Origin of the sequence: Kibdelosporangium phytohabitans, from assembly GCF_001302585.1 — a bacterium.
Lineage (GTDB): Bacteria > Actinomycetota > Actinomycetes > Mycobacteriales > Pseudonocardiaceae > Kibdelosporangium > Kibdelosporangium phytohabitans.
Genome location: NZ_CP012752.1, coordinates 22,491 through 42,332 on the forward strand (window position 1 = coordinate 22,491; position 19,842 = coordinate 42,332).

Consider the following 19,842-nt stretch of genomic DNA (forward strand, 5'->3'; position numbering starts at 1 on the left):
ACGTAGTCGAAAAGGCTCGCGAACCACCAGGGGAGTACGAGTGGGAACTCACGAGGGTGACTACGACTCGGGACGCCTGTACGGCAAGCTGGAGGATCGACCGCCGGAGCCCGGCGACCGGGCCCGCAACGTGGTGCGGAACGTCGGTGAGCTGCTGATCACCGCGGGCATGGTCGTCCTGCTGTTCGTGGTCTACGAGCTCTACATCACCGACCTCTTCTCAGCCGGAAAGCAGCGCGAAGCCACGGCGGCCCTCGACGACCAGTGGCAACACCCCGGTGCTGACGTCGTGGAAGGCGGCGAACGGACCAACAAGGTCGAGCTGGAAGACGGCAAGGGCTTCGCCAAGCTCTACATCCCCAAGTTCGGGGCGGATTTTCACTTCACAGTGCTCGAAGGCACCAGCGACAAGACGCTGGAGAGCGGACCCGGCCACTACAAGGGCACGGCGCTGCCGGGCGAGCACGGCAACTTCTCCGTCGCGGGCCACCGAGTGGGCAAGGGCGCGCCGTTCAACGACCTGGACCTGCTGCAGTCCTGTGACGCGATCGTGATCGAAACGTCAACAAGCTGGTACACCTACCGAATGCTGCCGAAAGAGGACGAAGCCGGTAAGTGGGCCTCACTGAAGCCCAAGAGCCAACGCTGCGAGAAGGTCGCGCCGCTCGGCGCGGACTACGCGAAAGTCTTCGGCCGCGACATCGTGAAGCCCTCACAGGGCGGCGTGATCTCCCCAGTGCCGTACGCCCCGGCAGGCACCAAGCCGGGCGCGGCACTGCTGACCCTCACCACCTGCCACCCGAAGTTCTCCGACGCCCAGCGCCTGATCGTGCACGCCGTCCTGACCAACCAGGAAGCCAAGAACCCGGCCGACCCCAAACAACTGCCGACGGCACTATCGGAGAACGACTGATGTACGGGTGGATCTGGCGCAAACTCCCCGGCCCACTGGCAGTCCGGATCACCATCGCCACGATCCTGCTCCTCGGGGTGATCGCCCTGCTTTTGTTCGTGGTGTTCCCGTGGCTTGAGCCGAAACTGTGGTTCAACAACGTGACCACTGAGCAGTGACGCCCTCGGGCTGTGTTCAGCGATCATTGGCCGGTGACTACCACCAGTTGAGCGCTTCGACGGTCAGCTTCGAGATCGGGCCGCCGTCTGGCGCGAGCGCGACAGCGTTGCGTGGACGTTCGCCGAATCCCTTCAGCTTCTGATGGTCCGGCTCAGGTTGCCTACGTCGGCCTGGACGGCTCCTCGACACCGTCCGAACATCGCCTGCACTTCAATTCGTCCCGGGTGATCACTGGTCTGGCGGCGATCGAGCAGTGTTCTCGAAGCGGTGATTCCCTTGGTACCGGTGACTCCTTGGTACCGATGGCATCTCCGTACCGGTGGCGCCTTCGCACCGGTGGCACCTTCGTCGAATCCTGCTATCCACAACTGGCCGGTAACCCCATTGACCTGCTGTTTCCCCGTTAGACTGGAGCAGGGACGCCCCCCGGGTTGGGTGGGGGACTGTGTGTATAGGTGCGAGGGCGTTTTTGGCTTTGGTCGTGGTTTGGTTTTTGCACGGAGCAAGATGGTCCCTCGCCGGGTGGCAGCTCTCTGGGCAGGAGCCTTGTGACGGGTCTTTGCCCTCGCTACAGCCGAGTTCTTGGTGTGTTTTTTTGGGGGCGTGGGTGCTCCTGACCGTCGGCCTGCCCGGAGGGAACCACGGACTGTCAAGAGGTCCGTATCGCCGCCGTTGGGCTCGCGAGTTGTGTAGGCGGGCCTTCTGACAGTCCGTGGTTGGCGTAGCCCAGGCCGACGGGCAGGAGCACCCCCGAAGCCCACCTCTGCGCTGGCGTGCTCGCTTGTGTCGGCTGCGTGTTGCTCACGTCTGCCGGGCACTTGCTTCTGCGTTGGGGTGTTGCTCAGCGGCGTTTTGCCCTGGCTGTGGTTCTGGGGACGTCAGAAGTGGTTCAGCAGGTCGGTGAAGCGTTCTAGGTGCAGGATTCCTTTGTCCTCTGGGTCCAGTTCTATTTCTTCCAGGATCCAGGTGTGTACGTTCGGGATGAAGACCGCGTTCATTCCCGCCGCTCTCGAGGCCAGGATGTCCGACTTCGGGGAGTTGCCGATCATCCAGGTCGTGCTGACGTCCAGTGCCAGGTCTTTCGCGAGCGCTCGGTAGGTGTCCGGGTCTTTCTCCGGCACGATGTGGGTGCTCTTGAAGTGGTGGGCCAGGCCAGATGCGTCGATCTTGCGCTGCTGTTCGTCCTGCGCACCCTTGGTCAGCAGGAGCAGGTCGTGCCTGCTGCCGAGCTGTGTGAGGGTTTCCGGGACCCCGTGGATCAGTTCCACCTGGTGGTCGATCAGGGCGACCGCGAGTTCCTCGATCTGGCTGCTCTCCGTCGCGGTCACTTCGCGCTGGTAGAGGTGCTGGAACGTGTCGTGCAGGTTGCGCAGCAGCGCCTTCGATCCGTAGCCGATGGTTGCGATGTTCGCGCGTTCGATGTCGTTGAGGATCGGCCTCAGCTGCGCCCTGTCCATCGTGGGATGGGCCAGCCAGTCGAGGAAGTCGTCGATCACCCGTTCGAACAGGACGTTGTTCTCCCACAGGGTGTCGTCCGCGTCGAAGATCAGCACATGTGCAGGGTACGGGCGAAGTGGTACGGGCGCACCACTTTATCGGGTGATGGCTCGGGTTGCCCACCCCACGGCGAATACGGCCAGGCCGATCAGCACCGAGCTCAGCGGCAGGAACGCCACCAGTGCTACACAGCCTGCCAGGCCCGCCACCGGCGCGCAGCTCCGCTTCATCGTGAACGCTGAGGCGTTGGTGATCGCGTAGTACACGAGCACGCCGAACGACGAGAAGCCGATCGCGCCGCGCACGTCGAAGGCCAGGATCAGGCCGCACACGAACACTGCCATCGTGACCTCGGCTTTGTGCGGCACCGAGAATCGTGGGTGCACCGCTGAGAGGAACGGTGGTAGGTCGCGGTTGCGGGCCATCGCCATCGCTGTGCGGCCCACGCCTGCGATCAACGCGAGCAGGGCGCCGAGGCTGCCTGCCACCGCGCCGATCCGTGCCAGTGGGGTGATCTGTGCGAGCGGGGCCGACGACTGTGCCAGCTGCGACGCGCCCAGCACGCCCAGCGTGGTCACGCCGACCACCAGGTAGACAGCCACCGCTATGGCCAAGGCTGCGAGGATCGCGCGGGGGATCGTCCGTTGTGGATCACGGACCTCCTCGCCCAGTGTGGCGATTCGCGCGTATCCGGCGAACGCGAAGAACAGCAGCCCTGCCGCCTGCAGGATTCCGGTGCCGTCCCACGTGATCGGTTGCCACGTCGCCCGCGGTATCCCGATGACCACCACTGTCACGAGCACTGCCAGCACCACGGCCAGCAGGATCCTGGTCAGTGCCGCGGTCCGGGTGATTCCCCGGTAGTTCACCGCGGCCAGCGCGAGCACCGCCGCGACCGCGACAGGTTTCTCGTAACCCGGGGCCACGTATGCCCCGAACGTCAGCGCCATCGCCGCGCAGCTGGCTGTCTTGCCCGTCACGAAGCCCCAGCCCGCCGTGAAACCCCACCACGGGCCCAGTCGCTCCCGGCCGTAGACGTAGGTTCCGCCGGACTCCGGGTACGCCGCCGCCAGGCGGGCCGACGACGAGGCGTTGCAGTACGCCACGAAAGCCGCGATCACCAACGCGACCAGCAGGCCCGAACCCGCTGCCGCCGCCGCGGGCGCGAATGCCACGAACACACCCGCGCCGAGCATCGAACCCAAGCCGATCGTTGTCGCGTCCAGCGTGCCAAGCCGACGCGCGAGCCGCTCACTCACACGTGCGATCGAAACATAATCGCTTGGTCGCGGTGCGGCCGAATAGCATGACGGCATGCGCGTGCTGGTGGTCGACAACTACGACAGCTTCGTCTACAACCTGGTCCAGTACTTGGCCCAGCTGGGCGCGGACTGCGTCGTGCTTCGCAACGACTCACCGGAGCTGGGGCTCGACGGGGTCGACGGGGTGCTGGTCAGCCCCGGCCCCGGCACGCCCGAGCGCGCCGGCCGCAGCATCGAGCTGATCAAGCAGGCCGCCGAGCAGCGTGTGCCCGTCCTGGGTGTGTGTCTCGGGCACCAGGCCATCGGCGTGGCGTGGGGCGCGACGGTCGACCGTGCGCCGGAGCTGCTGCACGGCAAGACAAGCCAGGTCCACCACTCCGGTGCCGGTGTGCTCGCCGGTCTTCCCGACCCGTTCACCGCGACGCGCTACCACTCGCTGACCGTGCTGCCGGAGACCATCCCGGACGAGTTCGAGGTCACCGGCCGGACCGAGACCGGCATCGTGATGGGGATGCGCCACCGCGAGCTGCCGCTCGAAGGCGTCCAGTTCCACCCCGAGTCGGTGCTCACCGACGGCGGCCACCGGATGCTGGCCAACTGGCTGGCAGCGTGCGGCCACCCTGTCGCCGAGGACAAGGTGGCCGAGTTGGAGCGGGGAATGCGGACGTTGACCGAGGCCGCCGCACTCCGCTAGCAGTTCGGCGACGACGACGGGGTGTCGCCCGCCGGGAACGACGGCACGTCGGTCCCCGGGGTCGTCGCAGTCGTGATCGTCGTCCCCGCCGGGGCGGTCGCGCCGCTGGTCGGGGTCTGGGTCTGCGACGAGGGCTGCTGCGGCGGGCAGTCGGTGGGCGACTGGTCCTCACTGCGCCACGTCGAGATCATCTTGCGTGCCGCGTCCAGGTCGTTGACCGGCAGACCCTCGTTCGCCTTGGTCTTGTTCGCCGAACTCAGGCTGTCGATCTTCAGCGGGCTGCAGGACGCTCCGTCCGACGGCGAGCACGACCCCTCGACCTTCCGGTGCAGCTCCACCCCCAGCACCGTCCCCCGCACGCCCTGGAAGACCGAGATCTCCCCGGCGTCGCCCACACCGACGTAGTAGTTGGTGTAGGCGAGATACCGGATCCCCGCGCCTGCCAGCGCCAGCAGGACCACGGCCGCGGCCACGATGATCGCGATCTTGCGCCCGCGTTTCTTCGGCTTCTCCCGCGGCGGTGGCGGCTGCTGCATGGTGGCCTGCGGCGGCTGCTTCGGGGGCATCGAGACCGGCTGCCGGGGCGGTGACGTGGTCGGGCCGACCGGCTGCATGTGACTGCTCGACGAGTCGAACGCCTGCGTGACCTGAGGTTCCTCATCGACCACGTCGGCGACGATCACCGTCACGTTGTCCGGGCCGCCGCCCTGCAGCGCGAGCTCGATCATCTTGTCCGCGCACGCCTGGCGATCGGAGATCTGGATCGTCTCGGCCAGCTTCTCGAAGCCCACCACGTCCGACAGCCCGTCCGAGCACAGCAGGTACCGGTCACCCACCCGGGTCTCGCGGACCTGCAGCGTCGGTTCGATCACCTCGTGCCCGACCAGCGCGCGCAGCACCAGCGAGCGCTGCGGGTGCGTGAGCGCTTCCTCCGCCGTGATCCGGCCCTCGTCCAGCAACGACTGCACGAAGCTGTCGTCCCTGGTGATCTGGTTGAACTGCCCGTCACGCCACAGGTATGTGCGGGAGTCGCCGATGTTCACCAGCCCGAGCCTGCCGCCGCCGAACAGGATCGCCGTCAGCGTCGTGCCCATGCCTTCGAGGTCCGGGTCCTGGTCGACCAGCTCGGCGATCGTCGCGTTGCCCGAGACGACCGCCTCGTGCAGCTTGCCGAGCAGGTCGTCGCCGGGGACGTCCTCGTCGAGAGGCGCGAGCGCGGCGATGACGACCTTGCTGGCCACCTCACCGGCCGCGTGCCCGCCCATCCCGTCCGCGATGGCGAGCAGGTGCGGCCCGGCGTACACCGAGTCCTCGTTGTTGGACCGGTGTAATCCGCGGTCGCTACGTGCCGCGTACTTCAGCGCAAGGGTCATGGCCAGCGTGGGCTCTCAACGGGGCCGGTCACCGCTGCGCGAAGTCGCCCAACCATTGCATTCCGCCTTTCCGGACGCCGCGGTGTCCAGGTACCGCCAGGCCGAGATCTCGGGGCAACAACATACAAAACCATCGATCACACACCGCAGGGCGTCCGGTCAGCCACCAGGCCTGACCTGTCTGAAGATCGAGACGTTGACTGTCTGGTTCTTCGAGATCTTCGTCCCGGGTTGGGGATCCTGCTCGTCGACCTGACCGAACTTGCTCACGTCGTTTGTGGTTTCCGGGGTGACCTTGAAGTCGCCGCTCCACCCCGCGTTGCGCAGCGTCTGCCGTGCGACGCTCTCGTTCATGCCGACCAGGTTCGGCATCTCGATCTGGTCGGGGTTGGGTGTCTGCGACTGCTGCTGGCCCTTGGAGACCTGCAGGGTGATCGTCGAGTTCGGCCTGGCCTTGGACTTCGGGCTCTGGTTGACCACGATGTCCTTGGGCTGGTCGGAGTCGACGTCGGTCCGGCTGACCTTGAAGCCCTCGGACTCCAGGTTGGACTTGGCCGCCGCGAAGTCCTGGCCGACGACGTTCGGCACGTCCTTCTGCGCCTGCGCCTTGCCGATCGACAACGTCACCTTCGTGCCCTTGGGCACGTCGAGACCGATCGGCGGGTTGGTGCTCGCCACCTTGTTGACCAGGGCGGTCTCGGATGTCTCCTCGGTCGAATCGTCCTGTGCGGGGACCAGGCCGGCCTCGGTGATCAGCCTGATCGCCTCGTTCTTGTCCTTGCCCTTGACGTCCGGGACCTTCACCGAGCTGGCGCCGCGCCCGATGGACAACTTCACCACGCTGCCCTGCTCGACCTTGCCGGGCGCCGGGTCCTGCTTGATCACGTTGCCGACGTTCTCCGCGGTGCACGGCGGGGTCTGGCCGGGGCCGGCGGGCTCACACTTGACGTCCTCGGTGCTGACCTTGAAGCCCGCCTTGGTCAACTGGGTGCGGGCAGCGGCCTCCTGCACCCCCGTGACCGCGGGGAGGTCCACGAACTGGGTGCCGTTGTTGTTGCTGGACAGCAGTTTCGTGGTCAGCCAGATGCCGAGCACGATCACCGCGACGACGAGCAGCGTGATCAGCGCCGTCATCCACGCCTTGCGGCGCTTGCGTTTGCGCTCTTCCTCGTCGGAGTCGTAATCGTCGTAGTCGTCGGCCATCGAGTCCGGCCGGTGCCTGCCACGCGGGGTGTCGTTGATCCGGGTCTGCTGGCCGAGCATCGCCGTGCGGTCGTCCTCGGTCATCACCATCGGCGCGGACGGACGCTGCCCGGACAACACACGGACGATGTCCATCCGCATCTCGGCGGCGGACTGGTAGCGGTTGGCCGCGCCCTTGGCCATGGCCTTGAGCACGATCGCGTCGAGCTGGGGGCTGACCCGGCTGTTGACCTGCGACGGCTTGCGCGGATCTTCCCGAACGTGCTGGTAGGCAACGGCGACGGGCGAGTCGCCCGTGAACGGCGGCTCACCGGTCAGCAGCTCGAACAGGACGCAGCCGGTCGCGTAGACGTCGCTGCGGGCGTCGACGGCCTCGCCGCGGGCTTGTTCGGGGGAGAGGTACTGGGCGGTGCCGATCACCGCGGCGGTCTGCGTGACGGCCGCCTGGCCGTCGTGCACCGCGCGGGCGATACCGAAGTCCATCACCTTGACCGCACCGGTCTTGGTGATCATCACGTTGGCGGGCTTCACGTCGCGGTGGACGATGCCGTGCCGGTGGGAGAAGTCGAGCGCCGCGCAGACGTCGGCCATGATCTCCATGGCGCGCTGGCCGGGCAGGGGGCCCTCGGTCTTGACGATGTCGCGCAGGGTCCGCCCGTCGACGTACTCCATCACGATGTACGGCAGCGGTCCGTACTCGGTGCGCGTCTCACCGGTGTCGTAGACGGCGACGATCGCGGGGTGGTTGAGCGCGGCCGCGTTCTGGGCCTCGCGGCGGAAACGTTCCTGGAACTGCGGGTCCCGTGCCAGGTCGGCACGCAGCACCTTCACCGCGACGTCACGGCCGAGCCGGACGTCACGGCCCTTGTGGACCTCGGACATGCCGCCGTAGCCGAGCGTCTCGCCCAGCTCATAGCGATTGGAGAGCAGTCGCGGTGTCGTCATCGCTGCGTAGTCCCGCTCCTAGTCAACTTCTCGGTCCCATCATGCCCGCTCTTGCCGTTCCGCCAGGTCGTTTTCAACCAGGTGGCTGTTTGCCCGGGTCGCATTCAACAACCACCGTCGACCCGTGGTCCACCTGTCCGATCGGCTTGACGCCTGTCACGTAGCACGTCCGCAGATCCTGTGCCGCTCCGCCCGACAACCGTAGCGATCGAACATCTGGTTGTAGACCAGCCTCCCGTAACCGCTCGGCTACCACCGAGGCGGGGTGCCCGAGCAGTTCTCCTGCTTTCACCTGGGTCACGGCCGGACGTCCCTGTCCACTCGGCTCACCATATGCCGGTTCGTCCGGTGGAAAGGTGACCCCGGGGGGTGCCTGCGTGGCGCTCGCCGGCCCGCGGGCTGGGGCCTCCGGCTGCGGTGTGCTCGACCCAGCGAGCTTCGGCACCAACACCCACACAACAAGCACAACCAACGCCACCAGCAACAACGCGAGCACTGTCCAGAGCCACACGCGGGCACCGCGTTGCGGGCGGCGCGGCGGCATCGGGAACGACCCGGTGCCGTGCACCATCGGCGGCGGCATACTGCTCGGTGCGATACCCGGATGTGTGCCCGTATGGGTGACGGGGTGTGCTGCCGCCGCCATCGCCACGCCTGACGGTGTGGGCAGCGGCCGACCGGCCCGGACCGCGGCGACCGCCGCGGCGAACTCCCCGCCGTCGCTGTAGCGCTTGCGGGGATCCTTCACCAGCGTCGCTTCGATGACCGCCCGAGCACCGGGCGGCACGTCCGGCGGCAACGGCGGTGGGATGTCGCGGATGTGCATCATCGCCACCGTCACCGCGTTCTCCGACAGGAACGGGCGGTGCCCCATGAGGCACTCGTACCCCACAACCGCCAACGAGTACACATCGCTGGCCGGTTCGGCGTCCTGGCCGAGCGCTTGCTCGGGCGCGATGTAGTGCGCCGTTCCCATCACCATGCCCGACCTGGTCACCGGTGCGGCGTCGGCCGCCTTCGCGATGCCGAAGTCGGTCAGCTTCACCACGCCTGCCGGGGTGATCATGATGTTGCCCGGCTTGACATCCCTGTGCACGTAACCGCTGGTGTGCGCCGCCTGCAGGGCCACACCGGCCTGCTCGAGGATGTCCAGCGTCCGGTCGGCGTTGATCCGGCCCTCCCGAGCCAGGATCGTCGCCAGCGGCTCGCCTTCGACGAGCTCCATCACCAGGTACGCGGTGTCCTGCGGCCCGTCGGGAATCGCCGCCGTCTCGCCGTAGTCGTGGACGGAAGCGATACCCGGGTGGTTGAGCGACGACATGGTCCGTGCCTCGGTGCGGAACCGGTGCAGGAACTCGGCGTCACCGCAGAGTTCGGGCTTGAGCACCTTCACCGCGACAGAGCGGTCGAGGCGTGTGTCGGAGGCCTCCCAGACCTCACCCATGCCGCCGACGGCGATGCGCCGCACCAACCGGTACCGGTCGGCAAGCAGCTGCCCCGACGTCAGCATGCTCACCTACCTCCGATTCCCGGCAACGCGTTGATGGCGGCCCTGCCTACGGACGCCGCAACCGACCCACCGGTTGCGGCGAGCCCTCTGTTACCGCCGCTCTCCACGATCACGGCCACAGCGATCTGCGGGTTGTCCGCGGGCGCGAACGCGACGTACCAGGCGTGCGGCGGCGTGGCCTTCGGGTCCTTGCCGTGCTCGGCGGTCCCGGTCTTCGACGCGATGACCAGCCCGTTGACCTTGCCGTTGCCCTTGGTGTTCTCCTCGGACTTCTTCATCATGTCGCGCAAGGCCGACGCGTTCGACCCGGACATCGCCTTGCCGATCTCGTCCACGTCGAACTTCGACATCTCCGACAGGTCCGGGGCCAGCACCTTCTGCACCAGCTGCGGGCGCATCAGCGTGCCGCCGTTGGCGATCGCCGCGACGACCATGGCGTCCTGCATCGGCGTCAGCCGCACGTCACGCTGGCCGATCCCGGTCTGGTACACCGCCGCCTTGTCGGGCATCGGGCCGATGTGCGACTCCTCGACACCCATCGGGATCTTCAGATCCGTCTGGCCGACCCCGAACTTGGCGGCCTGCTCACGCAACTTGTCCGGGCCGAGCTGGTCGGCCAGCGTGGCGAACGCGGTGTTGCACGACAGCGCGAGCGCGGTCTCCAGCGACGCCGTCTGCTGGTCGTTGGGACCGCAGTGCCCGCCGTTGAAGTTCTCCAGATCGGTCCGGGTTCCCGGCAGCTGCACGGTGTTCGCCGCGGTCAGCTGGGTGTCCTTGTTCATGCCGTCTTCGAGCGCTGCCGCTGACACCACGAGCTTGAACGTCGAACCGGGCGGGTAGGTGTCCTGGATGGCCCGGTTGACCATGGGCCGGGTTTTGTCCTTGTCGTACGCCGTCCAGGCGGCCGCCTGCTCGTCACCGCTGTGCGAGGCCAACGGGTTCGGATCGTAGGACGGCGTCGAGACCATCGCGAGGATCTCGCCGGTCTGCGGCCGGATCGCCACCACCGCGCCGGTGTACGCGGCACCGGTGCCCGGCTGGGTCATCGCGTCGTACGCGGCCTGCTGCACGCGCGAGTCGATGGTGGTCTGGACGTTGCCGCCGCGCGGGTCGCGACCGGTGATCAGGTCCGACAGCCTGCGCACGAACAACCGGTCGTCCGAGCCGTCGAGGATGTCCTTCTCGGTGCGCTCGAGCGCCGCGGGACCGTAGCGGATCGAGTAGAAGCCGGTGACCGGCGCGAACGCCGCACCGAGCGGGTACTGGCGCTGGTAGCGCAGCGAGTCGTTGGTCGGGGTGACCGACGCGAGCAGCTTGCCGTCACTGGAGATGATCTTGCCGCGCTCGCGGGAGTACTCGTCGAACCGCACGCGCTGGTTGCGCGCGTCGGCCCGGTACTCGTCGGCCTTGACCATCTGGATGTAGGTGATGTTGGCCAGCAACAACACGACCATCCCGAGCATGGCCAGGCCGACCCGGCGAAGAGGTGTGTTCATGTCGGCCGCTCCACCATCACCGTGCTGGCCTCCCCGAGTGGTGCCTGCTGAACCGGCCGCGGGCGCGAACCGGTCTGTGGCCGCCGAGCGGCATCGGATATCCGCAACAGCAGGGCTATCAGGATGTAGTTCGCCAGCAGCGAGGAGCCGCCGTACGACAGGAACGGCGCGGTGATGCCCGTCATCGGGATCAGCGCCGTCACACCGCCGACGACGACGAAGACCTGCATGACGATGGCGAACGACAGGCCCCCGCCGAGCAGTTTGCCGAAACTGTCGCGCACGGCAACCGCACTGCGCAGCCCGCGCATCGCCAGGAGCATGTAGACGACCAGCAGCGCGGCCAGGCCGATGAAGCCCAGCTCCTCGCCGATCGCCGCCGTGATGAAGTCGGTGTGCGCCTCCGGCACGATGTCCGGCCGCCCCGCGCCCAGCCCGGTGCCCGCCATCCCCCCGGTGCCGATGCCGAACAGGCCCTGCGCGATCTGGTAGCTGCCGCCGAGCCGCTTGTAGACGTCCGGGTCCATCGGCGTCAGCCAGTTCGCCACACGCTGCTGGACGTGCGTGAACATCGAGAACGCGAGCAGCGCGCCGCCGATGAACAGCGTCAGGCCGATGACCACCCACGCGGCCCGTTCGGTTGCCACGTAGAGCATCGCGAGCACGATGCCGAAGATCAGCAGCGACGTGCCGAGGTCCTTCTCGAAGACCAGGACGCCGATGGCCACCCCCCAGGCGACCAGGATCGGCCCGAGGTCACGCGCTCTCGGCAGCTCGAGCCCGAGGAACCGGCGCCCCGCGACCATGAACAAATCGCGTTTGGACACCAGGAACGACGCGAAGAAGACCATCAGCAGGATCTTGGCGAACTCACCCGGCTGGATGTTGAAGATGCCGAGCTTCAGCCACACCTTGGCGCCGTTGACCTCGGTGATGCTCGCGGGCAGCAACGCGGGCAGCGCCAGCGCGAACAGGCCGACAAGACCCGCCGTGTAGCCGTACTTCGCCAGCACGCGGTGGTTGCGCACCACCCACAGCACGGCGAGGAACAGCACCAGCGAGATCACCGTCCACATCACCTGCTTGGGCGCGGCGGCGGAGTACTCCTTGGCCTGTGCGATCGCCTTCTCGGACTTGGCCAGGTCGATCCGGTAGATCATCACCAGGCCGAACCCGTGCAGCAACGCCACACACGGCAGGATCAGCGGATCCGCGTACGGCGCCAGCTTGCGCACCGCCAGGTGCGCGATCGTGAACACCGCGAAGAACGCGAGGCCGTACCAGAGGACCTGGATCGTCAGCGCTTGCTTCTGGTTGATCGAGACCAGCGTCAACGCGCCGGTGACGAGCGCGGCGGCGAAGGCGAGCATCCACAGTTCCGTGCCACGCCGCGTCGGCGCGACAGGCTGCATCGCGGGATTGCTGTGGTTGCCCTGCCCGGTCGCCGTCGCCGGACCCGCCCCGACGGGGACCGGTTGCGCCATCAGCCGCCGCCACCCTCGGAGTGCTCGGGTCGGCAGTCCACGCCAGGACGCGGCGGTGACGACGGCATGGTGCTCGCCACCTCAGGATTCGCCGGGTCCAACGGCGGCGCGGACGTCGCCGACTGGTTCTGTTGCTGTTGTTGTTGCACGAGTACGCCGGGACACGGATCGAGGACGTTCTCGGTCCGCAACCGGTTGATGAACTCGCGTGCCTCGTTCAGGCTGCCATAGGTGTTCTTGCCGCTGAGCACGGTCGCCCTGCCTGCCTCGTCGAGCTGGTCGACGAAACGCTTGTTGCACTTCTCCAGCGCCGGATCGCACGACCCCTGCAGCTCGCGCTGCAGCGGAACGCCCAGCACACTGCCGGGAACACCCTGGAAGATCGCGATCTCGCCCTTGAACTGACCGCCGCCCTCACCGACGTAGTAGTTGCGCAGCACGAAGTACCGGATCGTGAAAGCCCCGGCGACCAGCAGCACGACCACGGCGAGCGAGATCGCCACCGTCCGCAACCGCTTGCGGCCCTTGACCTTGGGGTCCTCCGGCTCGGGCTGTTCGATCTCGCGCGGCTCCGGCTTCGGCCGCGCGGCCGCCGCCATCGCCGCGGCGCGGGACGCCGACGAGTCCGGCGGAGGCGGATCCTCGCTGCCGTTGCCCGCCGCACCGCCGATGATCGGGTCGTCGTCGCCGTAGTCCACGTCGACGACGTCGGCGATGATCACCGTGATGTTGTCGGGACCGCCGCTGCGCAGCGCCAGCTCGATCATCCGGTCGGCGCACGCCTGCGGCTCCGGGATCTCGATCGCCTCGGACAGCGTCTCGAAGCTGACCACCGACGACAGCCCGTCGGAGCACAGCAGGTACCGGTCACCCGCGCGGGCCTCGCGGACCGTCAGGCTCGGCTCGACCTCGTGCCCGGTCAACGCACGCAGCAGCAACGACCGCTGCGGGTGGCTCGACGCCTCCTCCGCGGTGATCCGGCCCTCGTCGATCAAGGACTGCACGAACGTGTCGTCATGGGTGATCTGCGAGAACTGGTCGCCCCGGCGCATGTAGGCACGCGAGTCGCCGACGTGCACGAGACCGATCCGCGTACCCGCGAACAGCATCGCGGTCAGCGTCGTACCCATGCCGTCGAGCTCGGGATCACTCGACACCATTTCGGAGATGGTGTTGTTGCCCGCGATCGCGGCGTCCCGCAGGGGACCGAGCAGATCCTCACCAGGCGTGTCGTCGTCCAGCGGCGCCAGCGCGCCGACGACCACCTTGCTCGCCACCTCACCGGCGGCGTGTCCCCCCAGCCCGTCCGCCAGCGCGAGCAGGCGCGGTCCCGCGTACACAGAGTCCTGGTTGTTCGAACGCACCAGGCCCCGGTCGCTGCGAGCCGCATAACGGAGGACAAGGGTCATGAGCGCAGCTCGATCACCGTCTTGCCGATGCGGATAGGAACCCCCAGCGGCACCCGCATGGGCGCCGTCACCTTCGCCCGGTCCAGGTACGTCCCGTTGGTCGAACCCAGATCCTCGACATACCAGTCAGTTCCGCGCAAGGAGATCCGCGCGTGCCTGGTCGACGCATAGTCGTCGTCCATCACAAGCGTGGAGTCATCGGCGCGGCCGATCATGATCGGCCGCCCGTCCAACGAGATGCGTGTGCCCGCGAGTGCGCCGTGCGTCACCACGAGCTGTCGGGGCGCCTTGCCACGCGCCTTGCCGGACTTGTCCCTGCGGAACCCGGGAATGCCGACCTTCAAACCTGACGCCGCGTACAAGTCCGAACGGACGATCCGCAGCGCGGCCACCACGAACAACCAGAGCAGGACAAGAAACCCTGCTCTGGTCAGCTGCATCACCAGCTCTGGCACCTGTTGTGACCGCTCCCTAAAAATCGCAGCCGACACCGCTTGAATACAGAGACTGTATTCAAGCCCTGCGAACGACTGAACGTCAGCCCTGGGTGCGGAACACCAGCGACGAGTGACCGATGCGGATGACGTCGCCGTCAGCCAGTTGCCACGTCTGCACCGGAGTGCCGTTCACCGTGGTGCCGTTCGTCGAACCGAGGTCAGCGAGTGTGGCACTCTGGCCGTCCCACGTGATCTCCAGGTGACGACGCGACACGCCGGTGTCCGGCAGCCGGAAGTCGGCGTCCTGACCGCGCCCGACCACGTTCCCGCCCTGCTTGAGCGAGTACGTGCGGTTCGACCCGTCGTCCAACTGCAGGCTCGCCGACAGCTGGCGCGCACCGGTCTGCACGGCAGGCGGCGCATAACCCTGCTGGCCATACGGGTCGGCCTGCTGGCCGTACGGGTCCTGCTGGCCGTAACCACCGGGCTGCTGGCCGTACCCACCTTGCTGCGGGTAACCACCCTGCTGCTGACCGTAGCCCTGGTCGTAGCCCTGCTGGCCGCCGTAGCCGCCCTGCTGGCCGTAGCCCTGGTCGTAGCCGCCACCTTGCTGGGGCTGCTGGCCGTAACCCTGGTCATAGCCGCCGGGCTGCTGGCCGCCGTAGCCGCCACCGCCGCCCTGCTGGCCGTAACCCTGGTCGTACCCGCCGCCTTGCTGCTGACCGTAGCCCTGGTCGTAGCCCTGCTGGCCGCCGTAGCCGCCCTGCTGGCCGTAACCCTGGTCGTACCCGCCGCCCTGCTGCTGCGGGGGCTGCTGGCCGTAGTTCTGATCGTTGCCGTACTGGTTCTGGCCGTATCCGTACTGGCCTTGCTGGCCGTACGGGTCACCCTCAGGCGGTTGGCCGTAGCCGGGAGGCTGGCTCATGGATCGGTCTCCTGCGTTGCGAGGTGATGCCGGCCGTCGGCTTACGTCAGGGTCGACGGACGAGCGTGTTCGGAACTGTCCGGTATGCAGCGCGTCGGAGCGCTCCAGGGAGACTACGACGTCACCGAAGGTGTCCCACCCGTGCTCGGCGAGATTCTCGGAAATGACGTCCGTGAGCAGCGTGACGATGCGTTCCTCGTCCACCGCGAGCCGATCGTGGTCCGCGGGTCCCAACTGCACGACGTAGTGGTTGGGAGCCAGCAACCTGCCACCGGCCAACTCACGGACGTTGTCCTCGCTCTCCCGCTGAAGAGCCTGGGCAACCTCCTGTGGCACCACGTTGCCACCGAACACACGCGCGAAGGTATTACCAACGATGCCTTCGAGCCGGCGCTCGAAGCGCTGCACGAGGCCCACGGATCATCCCTCCACACGTACGCTCCTCCCCCGATCGTATCCGGGTGCGGCCCGAGAGACACCGGGATGTTCCAACCCCCCGAAAACTGCCCCCAAACCCCGTGCTACGCTTCCGCGGTCACTTCAGGGCGAGTGGCGGAATGGCAGACGCGCACGGTTCAGGTCCGTGTGTCCGAAAGGACGTGAGGGTTCAACTCCCTCCTCGCCCACTCGACGGTAGGCGGTTCCTGTCGGTGCTTCGCACCTTCGCTGGGGCCGCCTCGTTTTTGTTTGGGGGGCCGAGCCCCCCCAAGCCCCCCACGGTGCTTGCTCCTTGCGTGTCGGCGCTGGTCAGGTTGGTTTTTCACCAGCTCTGTTCGCCCTTTCGGCCCGCTCTTCTGGTGCTTTTGGGCATTCCTTCTTGCTTCGGCTTCCTGGCGCCGGGTTGCCCGTCCCGGCGTTTCGGTTGTTGGTTGCCAGCTTCCCTGGTCTTGGTTGCTTGCGGTCTCAGCGCGGTGCCACCAGCTTCTGCCGTGGCCGCTCTGGGTGCTGCCGCCGTGTGATTCATGGGCGGCGTTGGGGCTGGCTGGGGTGGGCGTCTTCGCGTCTGGCCAGGTGGTGCCTTTGGTCTTGGCTGTCGCTGCGCTCGCTTGGGGGCGGAGCTTGGGCACCGTTGCTCGGGTGCCTTGATGTGGCTGTCGGTGTCGCTGTCCTCGTGGTTTGGTCCGTCGGGGGCCGGTTGCCGAGGTTGTTCCTTCGCCCTGGTCGCGTGGCTGGGCTCGCTGTGGGGTCAGGTCGCTGTGATGGGCAGCGTTCGGGCGGGCGGGCGCGTCGGGGTGGGCTTCACGGGTGGGAGGAGTGGCCGGGGGTGTGGTCGTGACGGTGGGACCTTCGTCGAATCTGGTTGTCCACAACCCGCCGGTAACCCCCTTGACCAGGCCTTTCCTCGGTAGACTGGAGCAGGGACGCCCCCCGGGTTGGGTGGGGGACTGTTTACGGGTGTGAATACGAAGTCGCGATGTTGATCATGTGGGGCGGGTGGCCCTGCTGGGTGGGCGTGTTCCGGGCGGCATTCTTTCAGCTGCGAGAGAACAGGATGTGTTTGCCGGAGAACGGGGGCGGGCGGCCGGGCTGCCGCTCTGGTGGGCGACTGAAGTGGGTTGTGTTGGCGGGCCGGTGGGCTCATTGTGAGATTTGGCGCGGAATCCAGCCCTTTCGGGCAATGAACTACACGCGTGTAATTCACTCAATTGTGGTGGGGGTCACTTTTACTGGCGGTGGTTGTGGCCGGTGACCGCCTGTCTTCTTCTCACCCGGACGGCGGCATCGCCCGGCTGAAGTCGGTTAGCGGCTCATCGACCGGTCACCGACTGCTCAGCGCCGCCGGTCGCAGGAGAACGGAACTCGGATCCTTCGGGCTGGCTCAACTGGTACCAAATTCCATGTAGCAGTTCGGCCCGTGACCACCCAGGGGCACGGTCGAGTCGAAGGAGGCGGGGCTTCGTGACCGGCATTCCAGGGCGCATGGCAGCGGTGACTCAGGACGCAGCTTCACTGCCGATTCCGTCCGCCGTCGAGCTTCCCGGCCCCGATGACGAGCTCGCCTCCGCGGCCGTCGCGCAGCTCGGCTGGCCGGGTGTGGCGCTGGCGCCGATGACACTGCTCGGCCGCCGGGTGTCCCTCGTCGCCGAACTCCTGCCCGACGCGCACGCCGAGCGGATCTGTCTCGGGCAGGCGCCGGTCACCGACCGCGCCACGGTTTCCACGTGGGTGTGGCCCGAGTTCCAGGGGCAGGTTCCCGCCGCGGCCGTGCGGATCGTCGGTGTGCTGGCTGTCGTGCGGCACTGGCGGACCGGTCTCGCCGCGCTCGCGCCGTTCGCTCGTTACGGTGACACCGCGATGGTCGTGCCGTCCTCGGTCGTGCTCACGCACGACTACCTCGCCAACTGCCTGCCGCGGGCCCGCAACTACGGCATCGCCGTGGTCAGCGCCGACCCGGACAACGGTGTCGAGCTGGACTTGCCCGGCCGAAACGACAAGGTGCCCGCCGGCATCGACGCCGTGTCGCGCTGGGTCAACGAGGTCGCCTACGAGCGAGTTCTGTCCGCCTGAGCAAACCGTTCTACGCTGGCTGGCATGCGAGTTGTCATCGCCGGTGGACACGGCAAGATCGCGCTTTATCTCGAACGTTTCCTCTCGACCCGCGGCGATGAACCGGTCGGTTTGATCCGCAATCCCGCGCAGGCGGATGATCTGCGCGAGGCAGGTGCCGAACCGGTTGTGCTCGACCTGGAGAAGGCGAGCGCCGAAGACGTCGCCGCTGTGCTGGCCGGCGCGGATGCCGCCGTGTTCGCGGCAGGAGCCGGGCCCGGCAGTGGAATTGAGCGAAAAGACACAGTCGACCGCGCTGCCGCGGTGCTCTTCGCCGAGGCCGCCGAAATCGCGGGCGTGCGGCGGGTGATCCAGATCAGCTCGTACGGGCTCGACCGCGCCGACGACCAGTCGGTCGACGAGGTCTTCCGCACCTACCTCAAAGCCAAGGCCGCCGCGGAGGACGACCTGCGCTCGCGCGACCTCGACTGGACCATCCTGCGACCGGCCCACCTCACCGACGAACCGGCGACCGGCCTGGTCAACCTCGACCTGCACGTACCGCCGGGCAAGATCCCGCGCGAAGAGGTCGCGGCCGTGCTGGTCGGCCTGCTCGGCGACGACGACACCATCGGACTAACCCTCGAACTCGCCAAGGGCCCGACGCCGATCGACATCGCCATCACTCAGGTCAAAGCGAGCACGCGGTCCAAGTAGGCGTTGCGGAACACGCAGCCGGGGTCGACCTCGGCACGCACACGGCGGAAATCGTCGAACCGGGGATAGCGCGCACGCAGGGCCTCGGCGTCCAGGGTGTGCATCTTGCCCCAGTGCGGGCGCCCGCCGACCTGCGCGACGATCTTCTCGAAGGCGTCGAAGTACTCCCGGTAAGGCATGCCCGGGTACTGGTGGATGGCGAAGTACGTGGAGTCGCGCTGGTAGGCCGTGGACAGCCAGATGTCGTCGGCTGCCGCGACCCGGACCTCGACCGGCATCATCACCGGGTGGGTCAGCGTCGGGACCACGGCGCGCAGCTCGTTGAGCACGTCCACCAACGACTCGCGCGGCACCGCGTACTCCGACTCGACGAACCGGACGTTCCGTTCGGTCACGAACACCCGGTGGGACAGGTCGCTGTAGGAACGCGGCGACAACGCGATCGACGCCAGCCCGTTCAACGGCTTGACCAGCTTCGGCACCGCTCGCGCCGCCCGGCACATCGCGCCCCAGACGACGTTTTCCATGACCGTGTACTCGTAGAACTCCCGTGCGCGGCTGAGCGGTCGTGCTGCCGCGTCGAGCGGTAGGCGGTCGTTCCGTTTCACCAAAGCCTTGCGACCGTACGGAAACCAGTAGAACTCCATGTGGTCGTGGCCGGTGATCAGTTCGTCCAGCCGCTCGATCACTTCTTCCAGCGCGACCGGCCGCTCGTCGGCGTGCAGCGAGAAGGACCGCTCGCAGCGCAAGGTCACAGTGCTGATCACGCCGAGCGCGCCGAGCCCGACTCGCGCGGCGTGGAAGAGGTCCGGCCGCTCGTCAGCCGAACAGGTGACGACGGAGCCGTCGGCCAGCACCAGCTGCAACGCGGTGACCTGCGTCGAGATCCCGCCGAGCTTGGCACCGGTGCCGTGTGTCCCGGTCGAGATCGCACCGGCGATGGTCTGCGCGTCGATGTCGCCGAGGTTGATCAGCGCGAGGCCGAGGCGGTCCAGCGCGGCGTTGAGCTGCTTGATCGTCGTCCCGGCCCGGACGGTCACCAGGCCGGAGCCGACGTCGGACGACTCGACACCGGTCCACGAGGACAGGTCGATCGCCGCGCTCGCGTGTGCGGCGGCGATGGCGGTGAAGGAGTGGCCGGCGCCGATGGCCTTGACGGGCAGGCGCTTCGCGGTCGCCGTGGTGACGGCCTCGCTGATCTGCTCGACGCTGGCAGGCCGGGACACTGTCTGCGGGGCCGCGATCTCGTTGCGGGCCCAGTTCGTCCACCGGATCTGTCCATCAGCGCTGGTCCTCAGAGCAGTCATAGACGCTGGCCTCCTGCGGCAGGT

General features: G+C 67.5%; 16 protein-coding genes and 1 tRNA gene. 6 read left to right on the forward strand and 11 right to left on the reverse strand.

Translation table 11 applies throughout. The features are described 5' to 3' along the window. Window positions 1-40 precede the first annotated feature (40 nt). Both AOZ06_RS00125 and AOZ06_RS57550 read left to right on the forward strand, forming a co-directional pair. Window positions 41-913, forward strand: coding sequence for a class E sortase (locus tag AOZ06_RS00125; RefSeq protein WP_417999929.1), 873 nt, complete (start codon window positions 41-43; stop codon window positions 911-913). Continuing rightward, a complete protein-coding gene (locus tag AOZ06_RS57550) occupies window positions 913-1,071 on the forward strand; it encodes a hypothetical protein (protein WP_169798830.1) in 159 nt (52 codons plus the stop codon). The genes AOZ06_RS00125 and AOZ06_RS57550 overlap by 1 nt, the downstream gene beginning before the upstream one ends. Window positions 1,072-1,950: 879 nt before the next feature. Here the strand turns inward: AOZ06_RS57550 and AOZ06_RS00130 are convergent. Continuing rightward, window positions 1,951-2,625, reverse strand: a complete 675-nt coding sequence (locus tag AOZ06_RS00130; protein WP_054287524.1) for an HAD family hydrolase — start codon at window positions 2,623-2,625, stop codon at window positions 1,951-1,953. A gap of 39 nt (window positions 2,626-2,664) precedes the next feature. After that, window positions 2,665-3,828: an APC family permease gene (locus AOZ06_RS00135; RefSeq protein ID WP_054287525.1), complete on the reverse strand. Its 1,164-nt coding sequence runs from the start codon at window positions 3,826-3,828 to the stop codon at window positions 2,665-2,667. 55 nt (window positions 3,829-3,883) lie between these two features. Between AOZ06_RS00135 and AOZ06_RS00140 the strand changes: the two genes are divergently transcribed. After that, window positions 3,884-4,525: an aminodeoxychorismate/anthranilate synthase component II gene (locus AOZ06_RS00140; protein ID WP_054287526.1), complete on the forward strand. Its 642-nt coding sequence runs from the start codon at window positions 3,884-3,886 to the stop codon at window positions 4,523-4,525. Here the strand turns inward: AOZ06_RS00140 and AOZ06_RS00145 are convergent. The 8 genes from AOZ06_RS00145 to AOZ06_RS00180 all read right to left on the reverse strand — a co-directional run bounded on the left by AOZ06_RS00145 (window position 4,522) and on the right by AOZ06_RS00180 (window position 15,724). Beyond that, complete coding sequence (locus tag AOZ06_RS00145) at window positions 4,522-5,898, reverse strand: PP2C family protein-serine/threonine phosphatase (RefSeq protein ID WP_054287527.1); 1,377 nt, start codon at window positions 5,896-5,898, stop codon at window positions 4,522-4,524. The two genes, AOZ06_RS00140 and AOZ06_RS00145, sit on opposite strands and share 4 nt — an antisense overlap. Window positions 5,899-6,057: 159 nt before the next feature. Next, window positions 6,058-8,046, reverse strand: a complete 1,989-nt coding sequence (pknB, locus tag AOZ06_RS00150) for a Stk1 family PASTA domain-containing Ser/Thr kinase (protein WP_054287528.1) — start codon at window positions 8,044-8,046, stop codon at window positions 6,058-6,060. A 73-nt stretch (window positions 8,047-8,119) separates the two neighbouring features. Then, window positions 8,120-9,556, reverse strand: coding sequence for a serine/threonine-protein kinase (locus AOZ06_RS00155; RefSeq protein ID WP_054287529.1), 1,437 nt, complete (start codon window positions 9,554-9,556; stop codon window positions 8,120-8,122). A 2-nt stretch (window positions 9,557-9,558) separates the two neighbouring features. Next, window positions 9,559-11,052, reverse strand: a complete 1,494-nt coding sequence (locus AOZ06_RS00160) for a peptidoglycan D,D-transpeptidase FtsI family protein (protein WP_054287530.1) — start codon at window positions 11,050-11,052, stop codon at window positions 9,559-9,561. Further along, on the reverse strand, window positions 11,049-12,536 hold the full coding sequence (locus AOZ06_RS00165) for an FtsW/RodA/SpoVE family cell cycle protein (protein ID WP_054287531.1): 1,488 nt from the start codon (window positions 12,534-12,536) through the stop codon (window positions 11,049-11,051). The genes AOZ06_RS00160 and AOZ06_RS00165 overlap by 4 nt, the downstream gene beginning before the upstream one ends. Next, a complete protein-coding gene (locus AOZ06_RS00170) occupies window positions 12,536-13,945 on the reverse strand; it encodes a PP2C family protein-serine/threonine phosphatase (protein ID WP_054287532.1) in 1,410 nt (469 codons plus the stop codon). The genes AOZ06_RS00165 and AOZ06_RS00170 overlap by 1 nt, the downstream gene beginning before the upstream one ends. Further along, window positions 13,942-14,400: an FHA domain-containing protein FhaB/FipA gene (locus AOZ06_RS00175; RefSeq protein WP_054287533.1), complete on the reverse strand. Its 459-nt coding sequence runs from the start codon at window positions 14,398-14,400 to the stop codon at window positions 13,942-13,944. The genes AOZ06_RS00170 and AOZ06_RS00175 overlap by 4 nt, the downstream gene beginning before the upstream one ends. 82 nt (window positions 14,401-14,482) lie before the next feature. Next, window positions 14,483-15,724, reverse strand: coding sequence for a DUF3662 and FHA domain-containing protein (locus AOZ06_RS00180; RefSeq protein WP_054287534.1), 1,242 nt, complete (start codon window positions 15,722-15,724; stop codon window positions 14,483-14,485). Window positions 15,725-15,850: 126 nt separating this feature from the next. Here AOZ06_RS00180 and AOZ06_RS00185 point away from each other — a divergent pair. The 3 genes from AOZ06_RS00185 (at window position 15,851) to AOZ06_RS00195 (ending at window position 18,511) form a co-directional block, all read left to right on the forward strand. Further along, window positions 15,851-15,933 (forward strand) — tRNA-Leu (locus AOZ06_RS00185). 1,273 nt (window positions 15,934-17,206) lie between these two features. Next, entirely contained in the window at window positions 17,207-17,815 is a 609-nt protein-coding gene (locus AOZ06_RS00190) for a hypothetical protein (protein ID WP_157232735.1), read from the forward strand. 24 nt (window positions 17,816-17,839) lie between these two features. Next, complete coding sequence (locus AOZ06_RS00195; RefSeq protein ID WP_054287536.1) at window positions 17,840-18,511, forward strand: NAD(P)H-binding protein; 672 nt, start codon at window positions 17,840-17,842, stop codon at window positions 18,509-18,511. On the opposite strand, the gene AOZ06_RS00200 is transcribed toward AOZ06_RS00195, so the two are convergent. Continuing rightward, on the reverse strand, window positions 18,481-19,818 hold the full coding sequence (locus AOZ06_RS00200; RefSeq protein WP_054287537.1) for a D-arabinono-1,4-lactone oxidase: 1,338 nt from the start codon (window positions 19,816-19,818) through the stop codon (window positions 18,481-18,483). The two genes, AOZ06_RS00195 and AOZ06_RS00200, sit on opposite strands and share 31 nt — an antisense overlap. Window positions 19,819-19,842 lie beyond the last annotated feature (24 nt).

Excerpts from the sequence above, each read along its gene's own strand:
- AOZ06_RS00140 (WP_054287526.1), top strand. The coding sequence starts at position 3,884 with ATGCGCGTGCTGGTGGTCGACAACTACGACAGCTTCGTCTACAACCTG.
- AOZ06_RS00165 (WP_054287531.1), bottom strand. The coding sequence starts at position 12,536 with ATGGCGCAACCGGTCCCCGTCGGGGCGGGTCCGGCGACGGCGACCGGG.
- AOZ06_RS00155 (WP_054287529.1), bottom strand. The coding sequence starts at position 9,556 with ATGCTGACGTCGGGGCAGCTGCTTGCCGACCGGTACCGGTTGGTGCGG.
- AOZ06_RS00195 (WP_054287536.1), top strand. The coding sequence starts at position 17,840 with ATGCGAGTTGTCATCGCCGGTGGACACGGCAAGATCGCGCTTTATCTC.
- AOZ06_RS00160 (WP_054287530.1), bottom strand. The coding sequence starts at position 11,052 with ATGAACACACCTCTTCGCCGGGTCGGCCTGGCCATGCTCGGGATGGTC.
- AOZ06_RS00200 (WP_054287537.1), bottom strand. The coding sequence starts at position 19,818 with ATGACTGCTCTGAGGACCAGCGCTGATGGACAGATCCGGTGGACGAAC.
- pknB (WP_054287528.1), bottom strand. The coding sequence starts at position 8,046 with ATGACGACACCGCGACTGCTCTCCAATCGCTATGAGCTGGGCGAGACG.
- AOZ06_RS00170 (WP_054287532.1), bottom strand. The coding sequence starts at position 13,945 with ATGACCCTTGTCCTCCGTTATGCGGCTCGCAGCGACCGGGGCCTGGTG.
- AOZ06_RS00145 (WP_054287527.1), bottom strand. The coding sequence starts at position 5,898 with ATGACCCTTGCGCTGAAGTACGCGGCACGTAGCGACCGCGGATTACAC.
- AOZ06_RS57550 (WP_169798830.1), top strand. The coding sequence starts at position 913 with ATGTACGGGTGGATCTGGCGCAAACTCCCCGGCCCACTGGCAGTCCGG.